General features: G+C 36.9%; 20 protein-coding genes and 2 tRNA genes. 17 read left to right on the top strand and 5 right to left on the bottom strand.

The window, feature by feature from the left end; all coding sequences use genetic code 11:
* Position 1 precedes the first annotated feature (1 nt).
* Together KKC17_02925 and KKC17_02920 are read left to right on the top strand one after the other, a co-directional pair.
* Positions 2 to 238, top strand: coding sequence for a DUF3006 domain-containing protein (locus KKC17_02925; GenBank protein MBU1039150.1), 237 nt, complete (start codon positions 2 to 4; stop codon positions 236 to 238).
* Positions 222 to 2108 carry a VanW family protein gene (locus KKC17_02920; protein MBU1039149.1) on the top strand — a complete coding sequence of 629 codons (1887 nt, stop codon included), beginning with the start codon at positions 222 to 224 and terminating at the stop codon, positions 2106 to 2108. Before KKC17_02925 ends, KKC17_02920 begins: the two co-directional genes overlap by 17 nt.
* A gap of 41 nt (positions 2109 to 2149) precedes the next feature.
* On the opposite strand, the gene KKC17_02915 is transcribed toward KKC17_02920, so the two are convergent.
* Together KKC17_02915 and KKC17_02910 are read right to left on the bottom strand one after the other, a co-directional pair.
* Positions 2150 to 2542 carry a hypothetical protein gene (locus KKC17_02915; protein ID MBU1039148.1) on the bottom strand — a complete coding sequence of 131 codons (393 nt, stop codon included), beginning with the start codon at positions 2540 to 2542 and terminating at the stop codon, positions 2150 to 2152.
* The gene (locus KKC17_02910; GenBank protein ID MBU1039147.1) at positions 2526 to 2915 is read right to left on the bottom strand and encodes a hypothetical protein; all 390 of its coding nucleotides are present in this window, start codon (positions 2913 to 2915) and stop codon (positions 2526 to 2528) included. The genes KKC17_02915 and KKC17_02910 overlap by 17 nt, the downstream gene beginning before the upstream one ends.
* A gap of 368 nt (positions 2916 to 3283) precedes the next feature.
* Between KKC17_02910 and ruvB the strand changes: the two genes are divergently transcribed.
* From ruvB to holA, 8 genes are all read left to right on the top strand, one after another.
* Positions 3284 to 4318 (top strand): Holliday junction branch migration DNA helicase RuvB, encoded by a 1035-nt coding sequence (ruvB, locus tag KKC17_02905; protein MBU1039146.1) that lies wholly within the window; start codon positions 3284 to 3286, stop codon positions 4316 to 4318.
* An 11-nt stretch (positions 4319 to 4329) separates the two neighbouring features.
* Positions 4330 to 4587: a hypothetical protein gene (locus tag KKC17_02900; protein MBU1039145.1), complete on the top strand. Its 258-nt coding sequence runs from the start codon at positions 4330 to 4332 to the stop codon at positions 4585 to 4587.
* Between the two features lies 1 nt (position 4588).
* On the top strand, positions 4589 to 5149 hold the full coding sequence (locus KKC17_02895) for a PH domain-containing protein (GenBank protein ID MBU1039144.1): 561 nt from the start codon (positions 4589 to 4591) through the stop codon (positions 5147 to 5149).
* A gap of 104 nt (positions 5150 to 5253) precedes the next feature.
* The gene (locus KKC17_02890; GenBank protein MBU1039143.1) at positions 5254 to 5778 is read left to right on the top strand and encodes a 3D domain-containing protein; all 525 of its coding nucleotides are present in this window, start codon (positions 5254 to 5256) and stop codon (positions 5776 to 5778) included.
* 106 nt (positions 5779 to 5884) lie between these two features.
* Entirely contained in the window at positions 5885 to 6244 is a 360-nt protein-coding gene (locus KKC17_02885; protein ID MBU1039142.1) for a hypothetical protein, read from the top strand.
* 142 nt (positions 6245 to 6386) lie between these two features.
* Positions 6387 to 6461 (top strand) — tRNA-Cys (locus KKC17_02880).
* A gap of 34 nt (positions 6462 to 6495) precedes the next feature.
* A complete protein-coding gene (gene polA / locus KKC17_02875) occupies positions 6496 to 9261 on the top strand; it encodes a DNA polymerase I (protein MBU1039141.1) in 2766 nt (921 codons plus the stop codon).
* 6 nt (positions 9262 to 9267) lie between these two features.
* A complete protein-coding gene (gene holA / locus KKC17_02870) occupies positions 9268 to 10308 on the top strand; it encodes a DNA polymerase III subunit delta (GenBank protein ID MBU1039140.1) in 1041 nt (346 codons plus the stop codon).
* 48 nt (positions 10309 to 10356) lie between these two features.
* On the opposite strand, the gene rpsT is transcribed toward holA, so the two are convergent.
* The 3 genes from rpsT to uvrB all read right to left on the bottom strand — a co-directional run bounded on the left by rpsT (position 10357) and on the right by uvrB (position 13239).
* A complete protein-coding gene (gene rpsT / locus KKC17_02865) occupies positions 10357 to 10626 on the bottom strand; it encodes a 30S ribosomal protein S20 (protein MBU1039139.1) in 270 nt (89 codons plus the stop codon).
* Positions 10627 to 10771: 145 nt separating this feature from the next.
* On the bottom strand, positions 10772 to 11209 hold the full coding sequence (locus KKC17_02860; protein ID MBU1039138.1) for an adenylyltransferase/cytidyltransferase family protein: 438 nt from the start codon (positions 11207 to 11209) through the stop codon (positions 10772 to 10774).
* A 14-nt stretch (positions 11210 to 11223) separates the two neighbouring features.
* The gene (gene uvrB / locus KKC17_02855) at positions 11224 to 13239 is read right to left on the bottom strand and encodes an excinuclease ABC subunit UvrB (protein ID MBU1039137.1); all 2016 of its coding nucleotides are present in this window, start codon (positions 13237 to 13239) and stop codon (positions 11224 to 11226) included.
* A gap of 235 nt (positions 13240 to 13474) precedes the next feature.
* On the opposite strand from uvrB, the gene ruvA reads away from it, so the two are divergent.
* From ruvA to KKC17_02820, 7 genes are all read left to right on the top strand, one after another.
* A complete protein-coding gene (gene ruvA / locus KKC17_02850; GenBank protein ID MBU1039136.1) occupies positions 13475 to 14041 on the top strand; it encodes a Holliday junction branch migration protein RuvA in 567 nt (188 codons plus the stop codon).
* Positions 14042 to 14044: 3 nt separating this feature from the next.
* Entirely contained in the window at positions 14045 to 15103 is a 1059-nt protein-coding gene (locus KKC17_02845; protein MBU1039135.1) for an aminoacyltransferase, read from the top strand.
* Positions 15104 to 15110: 7 nt separating this feature from the next.
* On the top strand, positions 15111 to 16067 hold the full coding sequence (locus tag KKC17_02840) for a hypothetical protein (protein MBU1039134.1): 957 nt from the start codon (positions 15111 to 15113) through the stop codon (positions 16065 to 16067).
* Between the two features lie 151 nt (positions 16068 to 16218).
* Positions 16219 to 16965 (top strand): NTP transferase domain-containing protein, encoded by a 747-nt coding sequence (locus KKC17_02835; GenBank protein ID MBU1039133.1) that lies wholly within the window; start codon positions 16219 to 16221, stop codon positions 16963 to 16965.
* 74 nt (positions 16966 to 17039) lie between these two features.
* Positions 17040 to 17111 (top strand) — tRNA-Arg (locus tag KKC17_02830).
* A gap of 246 nt (positions 17112 to 17357) precedes the next feature.
* Complete coding sequence (locus tag KKC17_02825; GenBank protein MBU1039132.1) at positions 17358 to 19733, top strand: tetratricopeptide repeat protein; 2376 nt, start codon at positions 17358 to 17360, stop codon at positions 19731 to 19733.
* A gap of 805 nt (positions 19734 to 20538) precedes the next feature.
* Positions 20539 to 23317: hypothetical protein (locus KKC17_02820; protein ID MBU1039131.1), on the top strand; the 2779-nt coding region annotated here is incomplete at its 3' end.

Raw genomic sequence — 23317 nt, 5'->3', positions numbered from 1 at the left:
TATGTCAGTAATAAAAACGACTATTGATCGAGTAGAGAATGAAATAGCGGTTTTGCGTTTTAGCGACGGGCAGGAATTGCAATTACCTCTTAAATTATTACCAGCGCACAGCCGGGAAGGTAGTGTTATTAGTTTAAGTTTTGGTAATGAAGCAACTTTAGCCATAGAACGCCAGGAGCAGGCTAAAGCTTTACTTAACGAAATTTTAAAGACTGATCAAAATGACTCAACCGGATAAAACCAATCAAGTTAGGTTTTTTAAATTAAATTGGTTGATTTTTTATGGTCTGATTGGCTTGTTTTTGGTTTTGATAGTTGGTTTATTCGTTTATCGGCAAGCTTCAATTAACACGATTTTTCCCCATGTAATGTTTGGTTCGGTTAATTTGGGCGGTTTGAGCCAAACTGAAGCCGAGGAGTCTTTAAATAAAGCTTGGGATAAAATAGCTAAACAAGGTGTAACTGTTGGTTATGGAGAAAAAAAAGTAGTAGTAACCTCTTTGGTCAGTTCACCGACGGACCCGGATTTAACTTACGAGTTAGTTAGTTTTAAACCTCAGGTCGCAGCAGCTTTAGCCTGGCAGGTTGGCCGGCAAGGTAATTGGTTTAAAAAAATGGTGGAACCGGCCATTGTTGGTTGGCGAACATTTGATTTATCAAGCAGTAGCTTAGTGGAAGTAAAAATTGATCGAGTTTTGGAATTTTTACGTAGTAATTTATCGGATTTAGAAAAAGATACCAAGCCAGCCAGTTTTTTGGTAGATGAAGCTGACAAGATTACAATTTTGCCCGAGCAAAGCGGTTGGCAAATAGAAGCTGTTAAATTAGAAAAAGATTTAAGCCAAGCTTTTCTTAGTTTATCATCTAGAGAAGTGCTGCTTAATCTTAAACCGAGCCAACCTGACATAATAGAACAAGATTTAATAGCTTTGTTGCCGAAGGCCAAGGAATTTTTAATTGATCAGCCACTTACTTTTTCTTTTAAGACTGAGGAGTTTGTTGTACCGCCAACACTGTGGCATAAATGGTTGGGTGTTAAGCAAGAGGAGGATTTGATTATTAGTTTATTACCTCAAATTGATGATGAATTTTGGCTTAGATTAGCCAAGAAAATTAACCAACCAGCCCAGGACGCCAAATTTGAAATAGTGGATAATCGAGTTAGAGCCTTTCAGGCTGCTCAAACCGGCCAAGAATTAGATATGGTTAAAACTTGGCAATTGGCTAGTACAGCTTTATTAAATAAACAATTATTACCACTAGCTTTGGCGGTTAAAGTTACTCAACCCAAAGTAGTAACGGCCGCCACTAATGATTTAGGTATAGCTGAATTAATAGGTGTCGGGCGTTCCAATTTTGCCGGTAGTCCAAAAAATCGTCGGCACAATATAAAAGTTGGCGCCGACAGTTTAAATGGTATTTTAATAAAATCAGGTGAAGAATTTTCGCTTATTTCGGCCTTGGGTAGTATAGATGGCGACAATGGTTACTTACAGGAGTTGGTTATTAAAGGTAATAAAACCATACCCGAGTACGGTGGTGGCTTATGTCAAATAGGTACTACCACTTTTCGAACCGCTTTAGCTTCGGGTTTACCAATTGTGGAAAGGCGCAACCATTCTTATCGGGTGAGTTATTATGAACCGGCCGGTACCGATGCCACGATTTATGAGCCTAAGCCGGATTTTAGATTTACTAATGATAGTAGCCAAGCTGTTTTGATACAAACTAAAATTCAAGGTGATGATTTAATTTTTGAATTTTGGGGTACCAAAGATGGTCGTCAGACCATAACTACCGATCCTAGAATTTATAATATAGTTAAACCGCCACCAACTAAAATTATTTCAACCGAGGATTTACCAGTTGGCCAAAAAAAATGCACCGAAAGCGCTCATAATGGTGCTGATGCTGAGTTTACTTACACAGTTACTTATCCCGATGGGCAGGTAAAGGAAGAAGTTTTTAAAAGTCATTATGTGCCTTGGCAGGAAGTTTGTTTGGTGGGTGTGGCCAAAGGAACCTTATCAACAGACACAAAATTAGATAATGAATCAGTTTTGCCCGATAGTTCAGTGACTGACAACCCGGCTACTATTAGTAATTAAAATAATCCCAAAGAAAATAAATTTTCTTTGGGATTTGAGCTTTATAATATTGTTATTTCTATTTTACCCCGCGAGAAAAATTGGGGAATAGTAGAATTATCGTAAAGGATTGGAGATATTGGGAAGAGATTATCTAAGTTTTTTTTGATTTCGTTTTTGCAAGAGAGATTGGGGTTAATCGGTATTTCGATAATTGGATAATAGAATTCATCGTTAATAGCGGCGTCGGGTTCTTGATTTATTAATTTAAAGTATAGCAGTTCGCCATTGTTTTTTTTAAACCATAATTTGCTCAACGACGAACTGTTTTTTCTTTCTATGGTCATTGTATCGCCTGATTCTGGCAGGGAATTAATAAATTTTTTAACCCGGCCGTTTTTTTGGTAAAGTCCGATAACAGTAATATGCAAGTTTAAGTTAACCCTTAATTGCATTTTCCCCTCCGTTATTTATTATGCCGATTTGCAATATTATTTCTTCACCAATTGGCAACAATTTGCCACAAGGGTAAGATAAGTTGCTGATCGGTTGATTGTTGATTATTTTTTTTACAATTTTGTAAGCGGTTGGTCTGATTTCGTCGTTGGCTTGGCTAGAAAAAATAATTTCATCAGTGAATGTTTTATCCGGTAGTTGGAAAAAGAGCTTTTTAGCGCCTCTTTTAAGTCGGCAGGCAATGTCGGCCCGAGTATTTTTTTTAAATAAGATTATATAATCCTTAGTCTGCCAATTGGTGGGAATAATCTTTTTTAAATCAGCATCCCACAAGCCTAAGCCTATTATTTGATTAATAATTTCAGTTTCCATGGGGCTACCTCTTTAATTTTTAAAGAATTATTTTTTGTGGCCTTATCTTAAGCCTTTTTTGGCCATGTAGTCAATGTTTTATACTTGACGGTTTTAATAACTTAAGGTAAAAATAAGTCATTAAAAAAACACCTTGAGAAGTGGTGGCAAGAAAATCTATATAGGTGAGACCGAGCTGAAAGCCCGAGTCAACCGTATAATATGATTCCCTATGCTTGTCGTGCCACCGCTCCCAAAGGTGTTTTGTTTGTTGATTTAAGCCAATTTGAATAAAGGCTTTAAGTTAACCACAAATCAGGTTAACAGATGATACTAGCATACTATTCAATTCTTGTCAAGGGGTAATAGACAATGGTAGTCTTAATATTATGAAACTTGATAATACTAAGGCTCGCGTTATTGCCGCTAGCGAACAGACCGAGGATAAGCAATTAGACACCCAATTAAGACCCAAGACCTTAAGCGAGTATATTGGCCAGGAACAAGTTAAGGCTAATTTACATATTTTTTTAGAAGCGGCCAGAAGGCGCAAAGAACCGATAGAGCACGTATTGTTATATGGTCCGCCAGGCTTAGGTAAAACTACCTTAGCTCATATTATTGCTCGCGAAATGTCGGCCGGCATTAGAGTAACTTCGGGACCGGCTATTGAACGGGCCGGTGATTTAGCAGCCATTTTAACCAATTTAGAAGCTGGTGATGTTTTATTTATTGATGAAATACATCGTTTGAATAAGGTGATAGAAGAAGTTTTGTATCCGGCCATGGAAGAATCGGCTTTGGATTTGGTAATTGGCAAGGGGCCGTCAGCTAGGACTTTACGTTTGGATTTGCCTAAATTTACTTTAATCGGCGCCACTACCCAGTACCATCTTATTTCCGGGCCTTTGCGCAATCGATTTGGGGCGACTTATCGGCTGAATTTTTATGAGCCTAAGGAGATTGTCCAAATAGTGGATCGGGCTGCTCGCTTGCTTAATTTGGTTTTAAAACCCGGGGCTGATGAAATTATTGGCTTACGTTCCCGGGCCACGCCCAGAATAGCCAACCGTTTATTAAAAAGAGTGCGTGATTTTGCCCAGGTCAAAGCCGATGGCTTAGTAACTAAAGAATTGGCTAAACAAGCCTTGGATCAAATGGCTGTGGATCCTTTGGGTTTGGATGATTTAGACAGGCAAATATTACGAATTATCATAGAAAAATTCAAAGGCGGTCCGGTTGGTCTTAGTTCCATTGCTGCGGCTTTAAGCGAAGAAATGGGTACAATTGAGGAAATTTATGAACCTTTTCTTATGCAGCTTGGTTTTTTGGCTCGGACGCCACGGGGTCGAGTGGTTACCGAAGCGGCTTATGAGCATTTAAATCTTAAACCGCCAGCTAGTCAGCCCCCAGGCTTGCTATAATAAGCATTGATATGAGTTTAGCTATTCCTTATTTATTTTTCTTAGGACTTTATTTGTTGGCTGTGGTGATTTTGTTGTTTTTTGGTTTGGCCAGCTTGTATCATTTGTTAAGATTCTCGGCTTTATCACCAGTCTCGGTAACTATGACTTTTATCATGATGGCTGGTACGGCTATTATAATTTTTTTGTCCTACCAACAATTAATAGTAATTGATTGGCAACAATCTTTGGATTTAAGATTGGTTTTACAAGCTCTTAACCCTTTTTAAAATGTTTTTAGGTAAATTATTAACTCATCCTTTGCCTGGCGAAACAGTGGAAATAAAAATGCGGCGCCATTGGTGGTTGTTTCTTAAACAATTTTTGTGGTATAGCTTATTGTTGTTTTTTCCTTTTATCTTAGCCATTTTTTCTTTAGCTTATTATCCATTTATTTGGGATAAAGTATTTACCAGTGTTTTTTTTGGTACTTTGGCTAAACTGGTTGTTAGTTTTTATTATTTGGCGGTTTGGCTTTTCTTTTGGAATGCTTGGACCGATTATTATTTGGATATTTGGCTGGTAACCAATGAACGGATTTTATCTTTTGAACAAAAAGGCTTGTTTAATAGAGCGGTGGCTGAATTAAGAATGTCTCGGGTGCAGGATGTTAGTGTTCGGGTTCAAGGTTTTATGGGAACAATTCTTAATTATGGTGAAGTTAATATTCAAACCGCTGGTGCTGAGGGAAAATTTATTTTTAAAGATGTGCCGCAACCTTATAAAGTGTCGGAAAAGATAATTCAATCGGCTAATCATTGGCGGGATAGTCATCCTATAGGTTCGATTTAGAAAAATTTTTGCTATTGACAAAAACTGAGGATAGTGCTAATATATAATTGTTACTAGGAGTAACTAGACCCTCTAATCCAGAGGGTTTTTATAATACATAAAATATGATTTTTCACAGATATTTAAAGAGATTAATTAAATCGCGCTGGCCTATTGGTTTGGTGGTTTTGTTATTAGTTTTGGAGTGGGGATTACCACAACATGCTTTGGCCACCAGTTCACAAACTGAAACGCCGGACAAGCGGTCATTGATTTTTTTGGTAGAGCAAAGAGAGTTGGTGCTTAATAATTCTGTTAACTTGGTTAATGTTCGTTTGCCTCAAGCTAATGAAAAACCAGCCAAGTATGTAGTTAGGGTGCCAGTAACGGCTTATTCTTCCACGCCTGATCAAACCGATGATACACCCTTTATAACAGCTCGTGGGACAACTGTTCGTCCGGGTATTGTAGCGGCTAATTTTTTACCCTTTGGTGCTATGATTCGTATGCCGTCACATTTTGGTAACCAAGTGTTTGTGGTAGAAGATAGGATGAACACTCGTTATGATAAAAGAGTAGATATTTGGATGGAATCCCGACAGCAAGCTAAACAATGGGGACTGCGACACGTGGCCATTGAGGTTTTGTAAGTTAAAAGATTTTTATTAAAAAAGCTCCTAAAATTTATTAAGGGGCTTTTTTAATGTAATGGTAGCCATAAAAAATCGTCTTATTAAAGCTAGGGGGAAAATATTTATGGCCAAAATTCTCCACCGAAAATTGATTATCCTGTTGTTAGGCTTGAATTGTTTAAAAGCGGCTGAAAGTGAAGTGGCTCGTTGGCAAAAAACTTGGCAGCCCTTACCTACCTGGCCAGTGGAAACAGCTATGATGGTTTTACTGCCAATTATTTTTAATGATTTACCTCAAGAATTTATTGAGCCAGAAATCGATCTAGAACCACTTAACTTAAATTTTGTCATTTTAAACTATTTACCGATTAAGATCTTAGTTTTGGGCCGGGTTTTAAATGAACGCCCAGTTAACTGGTTAAAGGGCTGCCAGGTTAGTTTTTTGACTGGCTATAAAACTAATTATCCTCGGTTGTCTGTTTAATAATTTGATATCTTTAATAATATTTTTATTAAAAAAATTGCGATTAATTTTTTTGGTGGCTGGATTGATTTTAGCTTGTTTTTTTGATAAAGTGTGATAGCTTAAGCTGGCGTATTTTTATTTAAAATAAGCCTTATTTTAAGGCCAGGTAGCCAAGTGGTAAGGCAGGGGTCTGCAAAACCCCTATTCGTGGGTTCGATTCCCATCCTGGCCTCCAAAATTAATCAAAGTGTTTAACGTCTCTGCTTTTTATGGTTGCTTCATCTGAACGTTTTGTCATTTTTGACGGTAATGCCATTTTGCATCGGGCTTGGCATGCTTTGCCGCCTTTAACCAGTCCTCAAGGTCAATTGGTGAACGCTGTTTACGGCTTCACCAATATGTTTTTAAAAGTGCTTAAGGAATTAAAGCCTGATTATTTGGCCGTGACTTTTGATAGGCGCGAACCAACTTTTAGGCATAAAGCTTTTGCCGAGTATAAAGCGCAGCGGATTAAACAACCGCAGGAGTTTTATGATCAATTGCCCTTAGTCAAGGAAGTACTGCAAGGTTTTAATGTAACGGTTTTTGATCAGCCAGGTTATGAGGCGGACGATATCATTGGCACACTAGCTACTTTAGTTGGTAAACAACAGCCAGCGGTGGAAGTTATTATTGTGACTGGTGATATGGATGCTTTGCAGTTGGTAACAGCCAAGGTTAAAGTTTATGTTCCGCGTAAAGGTTTAAGCGATCCGGTTATTTACGACCCAGTAGCTGTTCAGGAGCGTTATAATTTAACGCCCGAACAATTGATTGATTATAAAGCTTTACGTGGTGATCCGTCGGATAATATTCCCGGTGTTAAAGGTATTGGTGAAAAAACTGCTCAAGAGCTTATTAAGAATTTTGGTAGTTTGGACAATATTTATCAATCCTTGGCTACAGCTTCGGAAACAAAAGGTTTAACTTTAAGACAACGTGAGCTTTTACAGCAGGGCCAAACAAATGCTTATTTATCCAAGGATTTGTCGACTATCGTTTGTGATGTGCCGCTTAAGTTTAAATTGGTTGATTGTTTTTTAAAGAGTTTTAATTCAGATTTGTTAGTTAGTTTGTTGCAAACTTTAGGTTTTAAATCTTTATTGGCTCGTTTGCCGGAATTAGCGGCTGTTTTAGGCGTAGAGTTAGCTTCAGTTACAGGAAATGATTTACCAACAACAGCTGTTCCTCAAGGTGCTCGTTATGAAATAATAACCGATGAGTCGGGTTTGCAAAAATTAGTCGGTAAACTTAAGAAGCAGAAATTTTTTGCTTTTGATACAGAAACTGATTCTTTAAATGTTTGGCAGGTAAAGCTTTTGGCCATAAGTTTTAGTTGGTCTGGTGGCCAAGCTTATACAGTGGTGGTGTCGGACAGTTTGCAAGCTGGGACTGCTTGGTTAGCTTTAAAAAATATTATGGCTGATGAGGCTATTTTAAAATCTGGCCATAATCTTAAATTTGATATTGAAGTTTTATCCACCGTTGGTTGGCAGGTTGTTGGAGTTAGTTTTGATACTTTAATAGCAGCCCATCTTTTACAAAAGGGCGATAGGGTATTGGATTTAAAGTCTTTGGTTTTTCAAGAATTTGGCCATAAAATGCAAGCCATAGAAGAATTAATCGGACCCAAAGGCAAAGAACAAAAATCTTTGTTGGCCGTGGCGGTTGATAAAATGGGGAATTATGCAGCCGCTGATGCGGATTTTACTTGGCGTTTAACTGAATTGCTTAATCAGCGTTTAGTTGAAGAAGGCTTGATTAAGCTTTTTCAAGAAGTGGAAACGCCTTTAGTTAAAGTGTTGGTTAATATGGAAAAAGCCGGTGTAAAAATAGACGGAGATTATTTACAGTCCTTAGCTAAAGTTTTAAACAAAGAGCTTAAGAAAAAAGAAGTTAAGATTTGTCATCTAGCCGGTCGTACCTTTAATGTTAATTCGCCCAAACAATTAAAGGAGGTTTTGTTTGATGAATTAAAAATTAGTAGCCAAGGCCTTAAAAAAACTAAAACAGGTATTTCTACGGCGGCCACCGAACTTACTAAAATGATGTCTTGGCATCCGATTATTAAAGAAATATTGGAACAGAGGGAATTAAGTAAATTATTATCTACTTATGTGGAAGCTTTGCCTAAATTAATCAACCCGTTAACCCAGCGTGTTCATACTAGTTTTAATCAGACGGTTACGGCCACTGGACGTTTGTCTTCGTCTGATCCTAATTTGCAAAATATTCCGATTAAGGGAGATTGGGCAGCTAAAGTCCGTCAAGCCTTTGTGGCCGAAGCTGGTTATGTTTTATTATCAGCTGATTATTCACAAATTGAACTTAGAATAGCGGCTCACTTGGCCAAAGATAAGAAAATGATAGAAGTTTTTGCCAAAGGCCAGGATTTCCATACTTCAACAGCCGCTTATGTTTATGGGGTAAAATTGGCCGACGTGACTAGCGAACAACGTCGGGGCGCTAAAGAAGTTAATTTTGGTATTCTTTATGGTATGGGTGCTTGGGGTTTGTCGGTACGAACCGGGTTGGATCGTTCCACAGCCAATGATTTTATAAAACGATATTTTAAGGCCTTTCCGGCTTTGGCTAATTGGATTGAAGAGACCAAACAAACAGCCAAGTCTCAAGGTTATGTTAGAACCTTGCTGGGTCGGCGGCGTTATTTACCAGAAATAAATTCTACTGTTGGCCAAATGCGCGCCCAAGCTGAAAGAATGGCCATAAATTTACCAGTTCAAGGTACGGCGGCTGATTTAATGAAGATGGCCATGGTTAAAATAGATCAAAAACTTAAACACATCAGCCCGACTAGCCGAATGATTTTACAAGTGCACGATGAATTGGTTTTTGAGGTGCCGGTAAGCGAGGTATTAGTAGTAGGTGCTTTTGTTAAAAAAACCATGGAGCAAGCTTGGCAGCTAGAAGTACCAATTGTGGCGGAAGTAAAGTCGGGTCTTAATTGGTCTACTATGGAAAAAATAGATATTTAATTTATTATGTCAGTCAAAAAATCAGTTGTGCCCAAGGAAAAATCAATAGTTAATAAATCAATTCAACTTTGGTTCGGTGAGGACCAGTCTTTATTGTCGTGGGAAGCTCAGTGGTGGCGAAACGAATTTAAAAAAAGGCAACCTGATGGTTTGGTTAAAAGATTGTCTTATCAAACTTCCTTAGAGCAGGATTTATTACTTCAGTTACAACAAACAGCTCGCGGAGGCAATCTTTGGTCAGCCGCTGTTTATTTGGAATTGACTGGTTTTTTACAAACATCGTCTAAAACACCTTTAGCTGAATTATTGTTAGAAATTATAAATAACCCGCCACAAAATTTGTTTTTACTTTTATTGGAAGAAGGTAAGGTGGCTTGGTCCAAGGTCTTACCTAAAAAAATAAAAGCTTTAAGTGCTTTAAATAAAGTTAAACAGCGTGATTTTTCAGTTGTTAGTACTTCGGGCCGTCTTAAGTGGTTGAACAATCAGGCTAAAAATTTATCAGTTGATCTATCGGTCCAATCGGCTAATGGTTTACTTGGTCGCTGCGGCAATGATTGCTGGCGTTTAAGTCAGGAATTAAATAAATTAGCTGCTTATACCCAAGGTCGGCCCGTTAGTTTGGCTGATATAGATTTGCTAGTGGAGCCGGTTTTTATGGACAGTTCTTTTGCTCTTTTAGAAGCTTTAGCCAAACGGGATATTAATCAGGCTGTAGCTATAATGGATCGGCAATTTAAATCCGGTGATAGTCCGCAGTCTTTAATTGGTATGTTAGCTTGGCATCTAAGAGTTTTAACCGGTGTACGTCAGGCTTTGGATAAAGAGCCGGCTAACTTAAATGCTCGTCAGTTAGCCGTGGATCTTAAATTACATCCTTTTGTGGTGAACAAAGCTCTGCAACAAATGCCTTATTATTCGGCAGAGAGAATTAAAGATTTATGGCAAGCTTTAACAATAGCGGATCTTAAATTAAAAACCACCTCTTTGCCGCCAGCCACGGTTTTAAGTGTATTTTTTGTGACCATGTCTAAATTGAATGTTTAAGAAAAATTAAAAAATCCCAGTTGATGACTGGGATTTTTTAAAAAACAATTATTTTTTGATTTGTTTAGCTTTGTTATAAGCTTTCATTAAGCGTGATTTTTTTCGGGCAGCTGTGTTAGCTTTGAGTGTTTTTTTCTGAGCAGCTCTATCAATAGCTTGAATAGCTAACTTAATTTGGTCAACTGCTTTGGCCGGTTCGTTTAAAGCTTGGCGAGCCTGACGCAAGGATATTTCTAGACCAGCTTTAATTTTTTTATTGCGAGCTGTTCGGCGTTTGGTTTGCCTTAAGGCTTTAAAAGCCGCTTGTTTAATTGGCATAAAGAATATTAAGTAAGAGTAATAATTTAAAAGTGAGCGCTCAGGAAAGATAGTATTAAAAAAGAGAAATGTCAAGATTAATGGAATTAAAAAGTTCGAATTAAGAATTAAAGTAATTAATAAAATTTCTATTAATAAATTATTATTATTTTATAGCTGATAATTTAGAATTCTTTTTTAGTAGGCTACTTTTATATTTTTTGGGTTGGTAGGGTTTTAAGCGGATTATTTTTGGGTTTAAGCCCAAAACAGCCAATTGTTTTTTTAACAGGTTAATAGGTATTTTTTGGTCATAACCTAGACAGACAACAGTCGGTTTTATTAATTTAATCATTTGGTAATTATGTCGCACAGTTTTATTGCCTAAGACAGCTTGGCTGACAAAGGGGAGTTTATTTAAGTTGGCTAGGCGTTTGGTTTGGTTTTGCCAAGTAGATTGGTTTTTTAGTTGTTTTGTTAAATTATCGCGCGTTACTACCACGTATAATTTGGAACCGAATTTTTTAGCTTGGCGTAAAAAATAAAGATGCCCGGCATGTAGCAAGTCAAAAACGCCAAAAACCAGAACAGTAGTAGGGGACATAGAGATAAAGTTAATTAGTTGCTTTTAAATTTTTTATTATTTTTCTTAATTAACCGCTCTATTTCTTTAGCCTGGTCTCGTAAAGCGGCGGCTTTTTCAAATTCTAGGTTCTGTGAAGCTAATTCCATTTGATTTTGAAAATCTTTTAACAAATGAGCTAATTCTGTGGAACTAAATTTAGCAAAGACAGATTTATCCATGGTGACTAAGCCTTCCATTTTATTTTGACCGCCGGCTAATCGGCTATCGCTGATATTTTTAATAATTGATTGGGGGGTAATGCCGTGTTGTTGGTTATAAGCTTGTTGTTTTTTTCGTCGTCTGGAAGTTTCTTGTATAGCTTGGCGCATAGCTTTAGTTAACCTATCGGCGTACATAATTATGTGGCCTTCTTGGTGTCTGGCTGCTCGGCCAATTGTTTGAATAAGGGCCGTGGCTGATCTTAAATAACCTTCCTGGTCAGCGTCTAGGATAGCTATTAAAGAGACTTCGGGTAAGTCTAAGCCTTCGCGTAACAAGTTTATACCCACGATGACATCGTAAACACCTAGGCGTAAATCACGTAAAATAGCCAATCGATCCAAGGTTTCCACATCAGAGTGGAGATATTGTACTTTTATACCCTCGTCTTGCAAGTAATCGGTTAGTTCCTCGGACATTTTTTTGGTTAAAGTGGTTACTAGTACTCGTTGTTTTTTCTTTAAACGATTTTTAATTTGTTGTAATAAATCGTCTACTTGATGTTTGGTGGGTTTTATTTCTATGGTGGGGTCCAATAAACCGGTGGGCCTAATTAATTGTTCGGCTACGTTTTGTGAAATTTCAAGTTCATAAGGTTGTGGGGTGGCGGAAACAAAAATTATGGTTTTAGCTCGGGTTGTGAATTCAGCAAAAGTTAAAGGACGATTATCAGCAGCGGCTTTAAGCCGAAAACCATAGTTAATTAAGTTTTGTTTACGCGCTTGATCGCCTTTGGACATGGCTTTTATTTGGGGCAGGGTCATATGAGATTCATCCACGAATATTAAAGCGTTGGCTGGCAAATAATCCATTAAAGTGTAAGGTGGTCGACCAATAGCTCGCCCGTCAAAATATCTTGAATAATTTTCTATGCCATTACAGTAGCCGGTGGCTCGGAGCATTTCTAAATCAAAAGTGGTTCTTTCTTTTAAACGTTGAGCTTCTAGGAGCTTTTTTCTTTTTTTTAGACTGATAACTTCTTTAGTAGCGTCAGCCGCGATTTTTTTTAAGGCGCTGGTAAAATTATTTTGGGGTGCTACATAATGACTGGCTGGATAAATATCGGCGGCTGGCAAATGATTAAGAGTTTCTTGAGTCAGTAGGGTTATTTCTTGGATAGTTTCTATAGTATCTTGGTTATAGCGTAATCGATAAAAGCTATCAAAAGAAAAAGCGGGAAATATTTCCACAATTTCTCCTTTAAGCCGAAAAGTGCCTCTTTTAAAATCCAAATCGTTGCGGCTATATCTTAGTTCAGTCAATTTTTTAAGCAAAGTTTGCCGGGACAGTGTTTTATTTACAGCCAGGGAAATTTTTACTTGATCGTATTCTTTAGGACTGCCTAACCCGTAAATACAAGAAACCGAAGCTACCACAATGGTGTCGGATCGGCTTAATAAATTTTGCGTGGCGGCATGGCGCAGCCGGTCTATTTCTTCGTTTAGCTGACTTTCTTTTTCTATATAAGTATCAGAGGAGGGAATATAAGCTTCTGGTTGGTAATAATCGTAGTAAGAAACAAAATAGCTAACAGCGTTTTTAGGAAAAAATTGTTGGAATTCATTGCTTAATTGGGCGGCTAAAGTTTTATTATGAGAAATAATCAGGGCTGGCCTTTGGGTTTGCTGAATTATTTGGGCCATGGTAAAAGTTTTACCCGAGCCGGTCACGCCGACTAGAGTTTGTTGGCGATAATTTTTTTTTAGGCCGGCCACTAGTTTTTTAATGGCTTGAGGTTGATCACCAGTCGGTTTAAAAGGTGCTTGGAGTTGAAATTCTTTTTTAATCATAGATTTAATAGGTGTTATTTAAAAATAACAGATAAATTAGGATAGAGTAAGAGTTTGGGTTGGTCTTTTGGGTGGCAGCCACTTACCTGGTGTCTAGTGGAAAATTGGTAGGTATTTATAATTTTTGGTAATTTTTTCTTTTTTAGAGACAGTTTGGGTAAATTGAAGATTTGTTCTGGATTAATAATTTTATGGTTCTTTGTCAACCTTGTTTTATCAGGGTATAATTATTATTATGATAGCTCAATTAATAGGCCAATTGGCCAATAAAACCGAAAAAACCTTGGTAATTGATGTTAATGGCGTTGGTTATGAAGTTAGTTGCAATAAAGAGGTGTTATTGTCTCTTACCGAGGGTCAAACCATAAAACTTTTTACTTATTTAGCTGTTCGGGAGGATGCTTTAGACTTGTATGGTTTTTTAGATTTAGAAGAATTGAATTTTTTTAAATTATTGTTAACGGTTTCGGGTATTGGTCCCAAATCAGCTTTGAATGTTTTGGCTATGGCCAAACCTAAAGATATTAAAAGAGCAGTTAGTCGCCAAGAACCTGGTTTATTACAGTCCGTTCAAGGTTTGGGTAAAAAAACAGCGGAAAAAATAGTTAATGATTTAAAGGATAAGTTGGTTTATTTACCAACTGATGATGTTAGTGATGACGAGTCGGCAATTTTGCAGGCTATAGTCAGTTTGGGTTATTCACCAGCTGAAGCCAGGATAGTTGTGCAATCCACCCGGGGGCAAGAGGGGACTTTAGAGGAAAAAATAAAAGCAACTTTACGTTTATTGGGTCGTAAGTAGTTTATGGTGATTAAAGAAATATCAGAACAGCTGGCCATTGATTATTTGGTTAGTCAGCGACCGTCGGCTGGTTTGTTTTTGCAGCATCCTTGGTGGTTGCAAGTGGAAAAAATGAATGGCCAGGCCACGGTTCAATTAGGTTTTTTTGAACAAACTAAATTGGTAGGTTTGGCCTTAGGGTCTTACCGATCTTTATTTGGTTCTTATAAATATTTATGGTTACCGCGCGGTCCTTTATTAGCCCCCAAGTTACTGCCAACTGGCTTGGCTTTATTGGCTGAGTATTTTAAAAAGGAAGTTTTGTTTATTCGTTTTGAACCTTTAGGCGATCGGTTACAAGATTTTAAACCAGCGGTTAAAGTATCTGCTTTGAATCCGGCTGTTAGTTGGTTAACGGATTTAACCAATTCGGAAGCGGTTATACTGGCGAAAATGCACAGCAAAACCCGCTATAATATCCGTTTGGCCGAAAAGAATAATTTAATTTTCTCTCAGGTTGGCTTGGCCGGATTGGAGGATTTTTGGCAGCTTCTTAAGTTAACTAGCCAGCGTGATAAATTTGGGTTACATGAGTTTAAGCATTACGCTAACTTATTAGTAGTTCAGTCTAATCAAATTTTGTCAGTTGATCAGCCAGAGGTAAAAATTTTTGAAGTAAGGCAGAATAATAAGTTATTAGCCGCCAGTTTAATACTTTTTTATAAAAGGACCGCGACTTATTTGCATGGTGCTTCAGATTATTCTTATCGTAAATTAATGGCACCTTATTTATTGCATTGGCGCACACTTCAAGAGGCCAGGCAACAAGGTTGTTTGTTTTATGATTGGTGGGGTATTGCTTTGTCTGGGCCCAAGCAATCGACTTGGCAGGGTATTACTCGTTTTAAAACGGGTTGGGATGGGCAAACTATAGAGTATCCAGGTACTTTTGATTATCCGCTTAGTAATTTTGGTTATTGGTTTTATGATGTTTTAAGAAAAATTAATAGGTTAATAAGAAAGTTAAGATTCTTATTTTTTATTAAAGGCGGATTGATTTTTGGTAAGAAAAATAGGATTTAGTTATTTTATGACTCCTTTACAGTTGGCTATCTATAAAACTATTGTCTGGTTTGATCAAATAGGCCACCCCTTAACTTTATGGGAGTGTTGGTATTATTTATGGGCGGAAGCAGGTCAGCCGTCTTTAAACCAGGTTAGCTTAAGTGAAGTTAGGGCTGTGTTAATTAATTTTAAAACAACGGGCCAATTGGCTACTTTTGGGGGTTTTTGGTCTTTAAATGGTCGAGCAAGCTTAGTAACCGATCGTTTGCGTAAGAATCGTTGGGCGATTATTAAATACGAAAAAGCTTTGAAAGGGGCTAAATTATTGGCCCGTTTGCCATTTATTAAGTTGGTGGCTTTGGTGAACACTATGTCTTGGGCAGCTCCGCAAAAAGACAGTGATGTGGATTTTTTTATTATTACTTCAACTAAACGTATTTTTACTGGACGTTTGTTAGTTTCCGCTTTAACCCAGTTTGTGGGTTGGCGACGTCATGGCCGAAAAATTAATAATCGTCTTTGTTTAAGTTTTTATGTGTCGCAGATGGGGCAGAATTTATCGCCATTAGCTTATCCCGATGATCCTTATTTACGTTTTTGGTTATTGGCTTTAAAACCCCTTTATGTAGATAAATTAACTTATGTTGATTTTATTAAGGAGAATAGTTGGTTAAAAAAGGATTTTCCTAATTATGATTGGATTATTAACGAGCCTAGTTCAATTATTTACTCTAGCCGGGTTATAAGTTTTTCTAAACAACTTTGGGAAAGTTTATTTACAGGAGTGCTGGGTGATTGGTTGGAGTATTTTTTTAAAACCGTTCAGGTTTTTTATATGGCTAAGTTTGGTCGAGGACGTTTTAGTCGGCGAGGTGATGGTTCCAGCGCAGTAGTAGTAAATGACCAAGTGCTTAAATTTCATGAGAGTGATGCTCGGCCTAATCTAGCCAAAGCGTTTAGACAGCGTTTGGCAAAAATATAGGGCAAGTGTTATAGTCTTGTGGGTTGTGATTAACTCAAATAACAATAAAGTTTGGTTTTTTATTAAGTTTTGTTGCGGGGATTTATTTAAGATTTAAGTATTAGATTTTAGGATTTAAATCACTATTTTAGAGTTTAATTTTTAAAATATTATGTCCTTACCCTTAGTTATTATGGCGGCTGGTCGTGGCACGAGAATGAAAGAGTTAGGCCAGACTAAGCCTAAACACTTAATAGAAGTTTCTGGACGGCCTTTTTTGGCTTATTTGTTAGATAATGTAAAAACCGCTGGTTTTACTGATGTTTATTTGGTTATTGGTTATAAATATCAAACAGTTTATGATTGGTTTAAGCAAAATAATCATAAATATTCACTTAAAATAATAAATCAGTTTGATCGGCTGGGTGAAGATAAATATGGTACTTTATTACCACTCCAAGCCGTGGCTAAGGAATTAGTCGGACAGCCAGTTATGGTACTTAATGGTGATAATTATTATACGGTAAAGGATTTGTTAAGGTTACAAAATTGTGAACAAGCTTCGGCTATTGCTGGGGTAGACCATGATAATCCAGAAATTTATGGAGTATTAGTGCCTAATCAGGCTAATCATTTAGTGACTATTGCTGAAAAATCAAATGAACCGCCATCTCGTTTTATAAATTCTGGTCTTTATAAATTTAGCTCGGCCATTTGGCCAATAATTTCTCAGGTAAAAATTTCGGTTCGCGGAGAATATGAAATAACCGAAGCGGTTAAGCTTTTAGCTAAAAAAGAACCAATGGAAGTTATTGTCCTTAATCAGTCTGATTGGATGGATTTTGGTCGACCAGCTGATGTGACGGCTTTTGCTGAGTTTGTTAAAAATCAGGAAAAAGATATAGGTCCGAGCAATTAAAATCTGTTGACGGTTTATTATTCTAAACCCATAGCTTAGCTTGTTAATTTAAAATTTTTAACTCTTAAACCCCTGCTCCTGTAGTTCAATGGATAGAATGGGGGTTTCCGGAACCTCAGATCTAGGTTCGATTCCTAGCAGGAGCAAGGGTTTGGGAGTTAGTTTGTTTTGATGCGGTTATAATTTCAGAATAAAAACTGAATATTTTTTATTATTAAAGAAATTCTTGTGGGTTGGAGGTGATTTTTAATTTTTTGTTTTGTTAGGCAATGGTTAATTTTTTAAGTAAAAAATAGTTGTTTAGTTTTTTTAAAAAATTTGCTATACTTAGATTCACTAAGCTCATCGTAATTATACGATGAACATTTATAACTAATTAGTAATATTGACCTATGGATTTTTCACAATCTATGGCCAACCCCCAGGCTGCGCCAGTCGTTTCTAATAATAATGGAGAGTCGGCTCGTTATTTTGATTTGGTGTTAAGTTGGGGCTTGCGTCTGGTTTTGTTTTTGGTGCCGGTAACATTTTTACCTTGGACTTTTGAAATTTTTGAGTTTAACAAACAACTTTTATTGTTAGGTTTGTCTTTAGTTTTATTAGTAGTTTGGTTGGTTAAGGCTGTGGTAACTAAAAAAGCCTCTTTGGTTAAATCTCCGCTTAACTTAGCGGTTTTAGGTTTATTTTTAGTAGTTATTTTAGCCACAGTATTTTCCATAGATCCAGTAACTTCTATTTTGGGGTTTTACGGACGTTTTAATGGCGGTTTATTAAGTTTAGTGGCTTATTTAATAGTTTATTTCTTGATTTTACAGTCAATTAATAAAAATAAAGAACCCCAATGGTTATTAGGCTCTTGGTTAAGCGGTATTGGTTTGGGAGCTTTGTTATTATTATTGCAATTGGTTGGTTTACGTTGGTTGCCTTTTGCTGCTGCCAGTCTTTCCAGTTTTACACCCTTAGGCGGTTCTTTAAACGCTGTAGCAGTTGTTTTAGTGGCCAGTTTACCCTTGGCTTTATATATGAGCCGGGCAGCTGGTAATAAAGTTGGCCGGGTTTTATCCCTTGTTTTTACTGTTTTAGCATTAATAGTCTTATTTTTGGTTGATTATCAATTGGGCTGGATAAGTTTAATTGTAGCTACTGTCTTGTGGTTGGGCTTTGTTTTTTGGAAAAACGAACCGGTTAATTTTAATTGGACTTTATTGCCAGCTTTAGCGCTTTTGTTGTCGGTTATTGCTTGGCCAGTGGCTACGCCAGCCTTAACCCAGGTAGCAGTGCCGGTAGAAGTGAATCTTTCTATGGCTACGAGTTGGAAAGTTGCTTTACAAAACGCTAAGATTAGCCCAATTTTAGGAACAGGGCCGGAAACTTTTATCTATGGCTTTTCTAAATTCAAGCCTGATAACTTTAATGATTCTAATTTCTGGGCTTTTAGGTTTGATAAAGCTTCTTCGGAATTTGCTCAATTATTAGCTACTACTGGGTATTTGGGTTTATTAGCTTATTTAGCAGTTTTATTAATGGCTTTATATTTAAGCTGGAAAATTCTTAAAAACAAAACTGGTGATAATTGGTATTTACGTGCCGCTAGTGTTACGACTTTGATAGTTATTATAGTTGGTAATGTTTTTTACTTTTCTAATACAGTCCTTTCTTTTAATTTGTGGTTAATATTAGCCATTTTAGCTGGTTTATCTAGCAATCAAAGTCGGGATTTGTCTTTAAAAACCTCACCTCGGGCTTCGTTTATGTTTTCCTTTGGTTTAGCGGTGGTTGTTTTGGCAGCGGCTGGGGCTTGGTTTGGCGGAGTTCGTTTTTGGTTGGCGGATGCGGCTTATGCTAAAGCGCAAACTGCTGCCGGTCAGGTAGAAACCCTAGATCAGTCTTATAATGAATTAGTAAAAGCTGTTACTTTAAATCCTTGGCGTGATACTTATCGTATTGGTTTAGCTCAAGTTTTGCTAACTTTAGCTAATAAAGAAGCTTCGCAAACTCCAGCAGTCTCGGACGAAGGTAAGCAGGCCCAATTACAAAAAATACAGTCTTACATTGCTTCATCTATAGCCGCGGCTCGTTCAGCTACCGAGCTTTCCAAATCTAATGTGGCTAACTGGGAGGCTTTAGGCTCTATTTATCGCGGAACCGTGTTATTTGCTCGAGATGCTGAAGGCTGGATTATTGATTCTTTTGAAAAAGCTGTATCTTTAGAACCTTCTAACCCGGCTTTATATACAGAATTAGCCAAAGCTTATTTATTATCGGCTAACCGTAATAGGCAAGAAGCTGCTAACGAGGCCGACGAGGCTAATAAGCTAAAATTAGAGGCCGAAGCTGCTCAAAGTATAAGTAAAGCTGTGGAAAACTTAGATAAAGCTGTAAAGTTAAAGAATAATTACACACCAGCTCATTTTAATATAGCTTTAGCTTTAGAACAGCAGGGTAAAATGGATGAAGCTATTGATAAGCTTAAGAGTATGAAGGATTATAATCCTCAAGATATTGATGTTTTGTATGAATTAGCTAGTTTATATTACTTAAAGGAACAATATGATAAATCTGAAGAAAGCTTTAAATTAATCACTTCTTTAGTGCCTAATCATGCTAATGCCCATTATGGTTTATCTTTGGTATATCAAAAAAAGCAGGAAACAGATAAGGCTATTAGCCAATTAGAAAAGGTTTTAGAGCTTAATCCGGGTAATGTTGAGGTGCAAAAGCAGTTGGATAGTTTAATGAATCCGACACTAGAACCAGTTGTTAAATAAAACTACTCAACAAAAAGCCTTAAATTAAAGAAATTTAATCAAATACCCCTCGGCCATAAGGCTGGGGGGTATTTGATTTTAGTTCTTGAGAATAGTTAGCGAGTTTTATAGTGTTTAAGGTAATTTATAAATAACTAGGTTAAAACAGTTTTTAGCTTATTAAATTTGAGGTATTTATTTACTTTTTGTTATTATAAGCTTTTTATAGAAAGAGTTTGTAGGTAGCAACTAATTAAGATTAGATTATTGCTTAATTAAATAGCGTTAATAGCACTTATAAAGCCTATTTAAGGGCTTAGTTTATAAATAAGCACTAGTTAATCATTGTAAATTAGTGATTATGTTTAAAATAAGAGGAATTAATTACTTATTTTATATATTTAGTACTATTTATACTTAAGGGGTAATTTTAATGCTTTTTTGCTAGTTTAATAAAGAATAGCTATTTAATCTTTAAATATGGTTTAATTTTAATTAAAATAGTCATAAATTAATTATTTTTTATTAAATCTTACTTAAATAGCACATTAATTAAATATTTTTAAGTATAAAATGATTAATTATTAATGAGTTAGGGTTTTACGATTAAAGGTTAATTATTTTTTATTAAGTTGGCCCTAAAGAATAGAAATATATTTTAAATTTAGTATTGACTTAAGCCTTTTTTTGTGTTATCATAGTAATACCGATAAAATATCGGATAGATATCGGATAATAATAATCCATATCGGATAAAAAAATATAATAATTTGACATAATTTTGTCAAATTATAAAAGAAATTAAAATTAAATAATAAATAAGCAGATGAACTCTGCGCAAGAAAATAAAAAAATAAATAAGCCAATTAATGAAAAGATTGGCCAAAGCAGTGGCTCTGAACTAATTCCTTTGTCAGAAGCCGCTTTGTTGTCTCCGTATAGTCAGGAATATATTTCTCTTTTGGCTAGAAAAGGCAGAATTAAAGCTTGGAAAAAGGGTAGAAACTGGTATACAACTGCTCAGGCTATAGGTGAGTATGTGCAAGAACAGACTAATGAGGCTAAAGAGTCTTATGAAAAAAAGGTTCAATATAACCCTAATAATGAAGAAGTTGGTTTTTCTAAAGTTTTGCCAAGCGAAGCTGTGGAAAAACTTGTTTCTAAATTAGATAATCTAGAGCAATCACTTAGACCACTTTTACAAAAAGAAGTCAAGGAAGAGAAGATTGAACCTGTTATAGCGCAAGTAGCTACTTCAGCCTTGCAACCCAAGGAAACAGATTATTATCAGGATTTTAGAGCGGATCTTAAAAAACCTTTTAAGCAAAGTCCTTGGTTTAGGTTTAAATATGCTTTATTAGTTTTAATATTGCTACCAGCTTTGTTTGCTTTATCAACCGGTTTTGCTAATGACGGTCCAGCTAAGTTAATGAGTTCTCTTAAAAATGCTTGGACTTTAGACGGTCATAAACCTGGTACGGCGGCTAATGAAGTTTTATTGCTTAATGAGGCGGGTAATATTTCCATTAAAGGCCATATTGAAACTCAAGGTCAGTTAAGGTCTTATGCTAGGGATGGGGTGGCACCGATTATAGTGGATTCCACCACTAAAGTGGAAAATTTGAACGCTGATACAGTAGATGGCTTTTCAGCTGAGCAGTTTACTTTGGCTTTTATTACCAAAAACGGAGCTGTAGCTACGGATAATGTGGAGTTAAAGGGAAATGTAGAGGTAGGTGGTATTTTACAGGTTAAGGGGGCGACTAAATTATTGGACGAGCTTTTGGTATCAGGAGGTTTAGGTGTTTGGGGTGAAGCTTTTTTCCATAACGATGTTACAGTAGACGGTTCTTTGGCAGTTAAGCAGGATTTAACAGTTGGTGGTCAATTGGAAGTTAAGGGAGGGCTTAATACTGGGGGCGCTAATTTACAATTAGGTGGCGGTACCATAGTTACCAATAATAAAAGTTTAGTTAAGAACTTTAATGCCGAATATTTACAAGGTAAAAAACCAGCGGATTTTACTTTGGATTTTGTTACCAGCCAAGGAAATATTACTAATAATGATATTACAGTTGGCAACATAACAGCGGGCAATGTGGGGGTGGGTAGCTTGCAAGCTGGTTCAGTCAATGTGTCTGGCTTAACTACTCTTAACAATACGGAAGTTAGGGGGGATTTAACAACTTATGGTCGGGCCAGTTTTTTGGGTCCTTTGGAATTAGGCAATCTTAATTCTTTAACAGTCAATGGTCCGACTAATTTAAGCCAAACTCGTGTTAACGGTTCTTTGCAAGTTAGTGGTACTGGGATATTTGGTGGTTTAGGTGTGTCGGGTTCTTTGGGAGCTAATAATCTTTCCTCACAATATTTATCAGTCAGCCAAGATACGGTTTTAGGTACAGATGCTGGTGATAGTTTAACGGTTAATGCCACTACTACTTTTAATGGGCCGGTTAATTTAGGTTCGGGTTTTAATTTGGATTTAACTTCTGGGGCAGTCAGTGGAATTTTACCTATCAGTAAGGGTGGTACTAATTCCATAGCTGTTCCAACATCTGGTGGTGTGGCTTATGGCGATGGAGCAGCTTATCAATTTACTGCCACTGGTACGGCCGGACAAATACTTGTTTCTGATGGAGTTAACGCGCCAGTTTGGTCTAATGCTATACCAGCCACTAGCGTACCTTTTTCCGGAGTTTTAGGTAGCACTAATACGGGCGAGGCTTTAGTAGTAGGGAACGGTTCATCTTTAGATTACACTGGTACCGGTACTATTAACGCCTCATCTATCGGTGGTTATACTTTAGCTTCTTTACCTTTTGTTAATAATGCTACGGATACTACTTTAACCCGCAGTGGTACCGGACCTTATACTTTAGGATTAAATCTTGGTAATGCTAATAGTTGGAGTGGCATTCAAACTTTTACAGCTGACACTAATTTTCCTGGCTCAAGCGTTTGGACCAGTACCGGTGATGTTGGTATAGGTACTACTAATCCCAGTCAAAAATTGCAGGTTAATGGTACAGCTTATATTTTTAATAATGGTTTTGATACATCTGGTGTTAATAATGCTGATTTAAAGCTTGATAAATGGAATATTAGAGAAAGTTCACCTTTAGGCACTTTGGATGAGGGATTATTTATTGACGGTTATAATGGAACCACTTGGAATAATGTTTTAGCTTTAAGCAGGCAAACTGGTAATGTGGGTATAGGAACTAATAATCCAGTAAGTGCTTTACAAGTTGCTGGTAATATTAATCCTGACGCAATTGGTACTAGAGATATTGGAGACCAATATAGATATAATACTATCAACGCTAATACTTTTGCTTTAGCTGGAGCACCGACTACGTATTTTATAAATGCCGGTACAATTTCTTTGGGTGGCTCTTTAGGTTTAACAATAAAAACTAGAACAGGGCAGAATGGAGATATTTTTTTGATGCCCGATGGCGCTGGCAACGTTGGCATTGGTACCACCACCGTACCAGCTAGATTAACTGTTGGTTCCACTGGCGCTTTTCAAGTAACCGATGCTGGCGCTATATCAGCTGCTACTGGCCTAACATCTTCCGGCACCATTACTTTTTCTGGGT

It is taken from the genome of Patescibacteria group bacterium, from assembly GCA_018817715.1.
In the GTDB taxonomy this organism is placed as follows: domain Bacteria; phylum Patescibacteriota; class Patescibacteriia; order Veblenbacterales; family UBA10138; genus JAHITT01.
The sequence above is the reverse complement of the archived record's forward strand: the minus strand, read 5'-3'. Positions and strand labels throughout refer to the sequence as shown.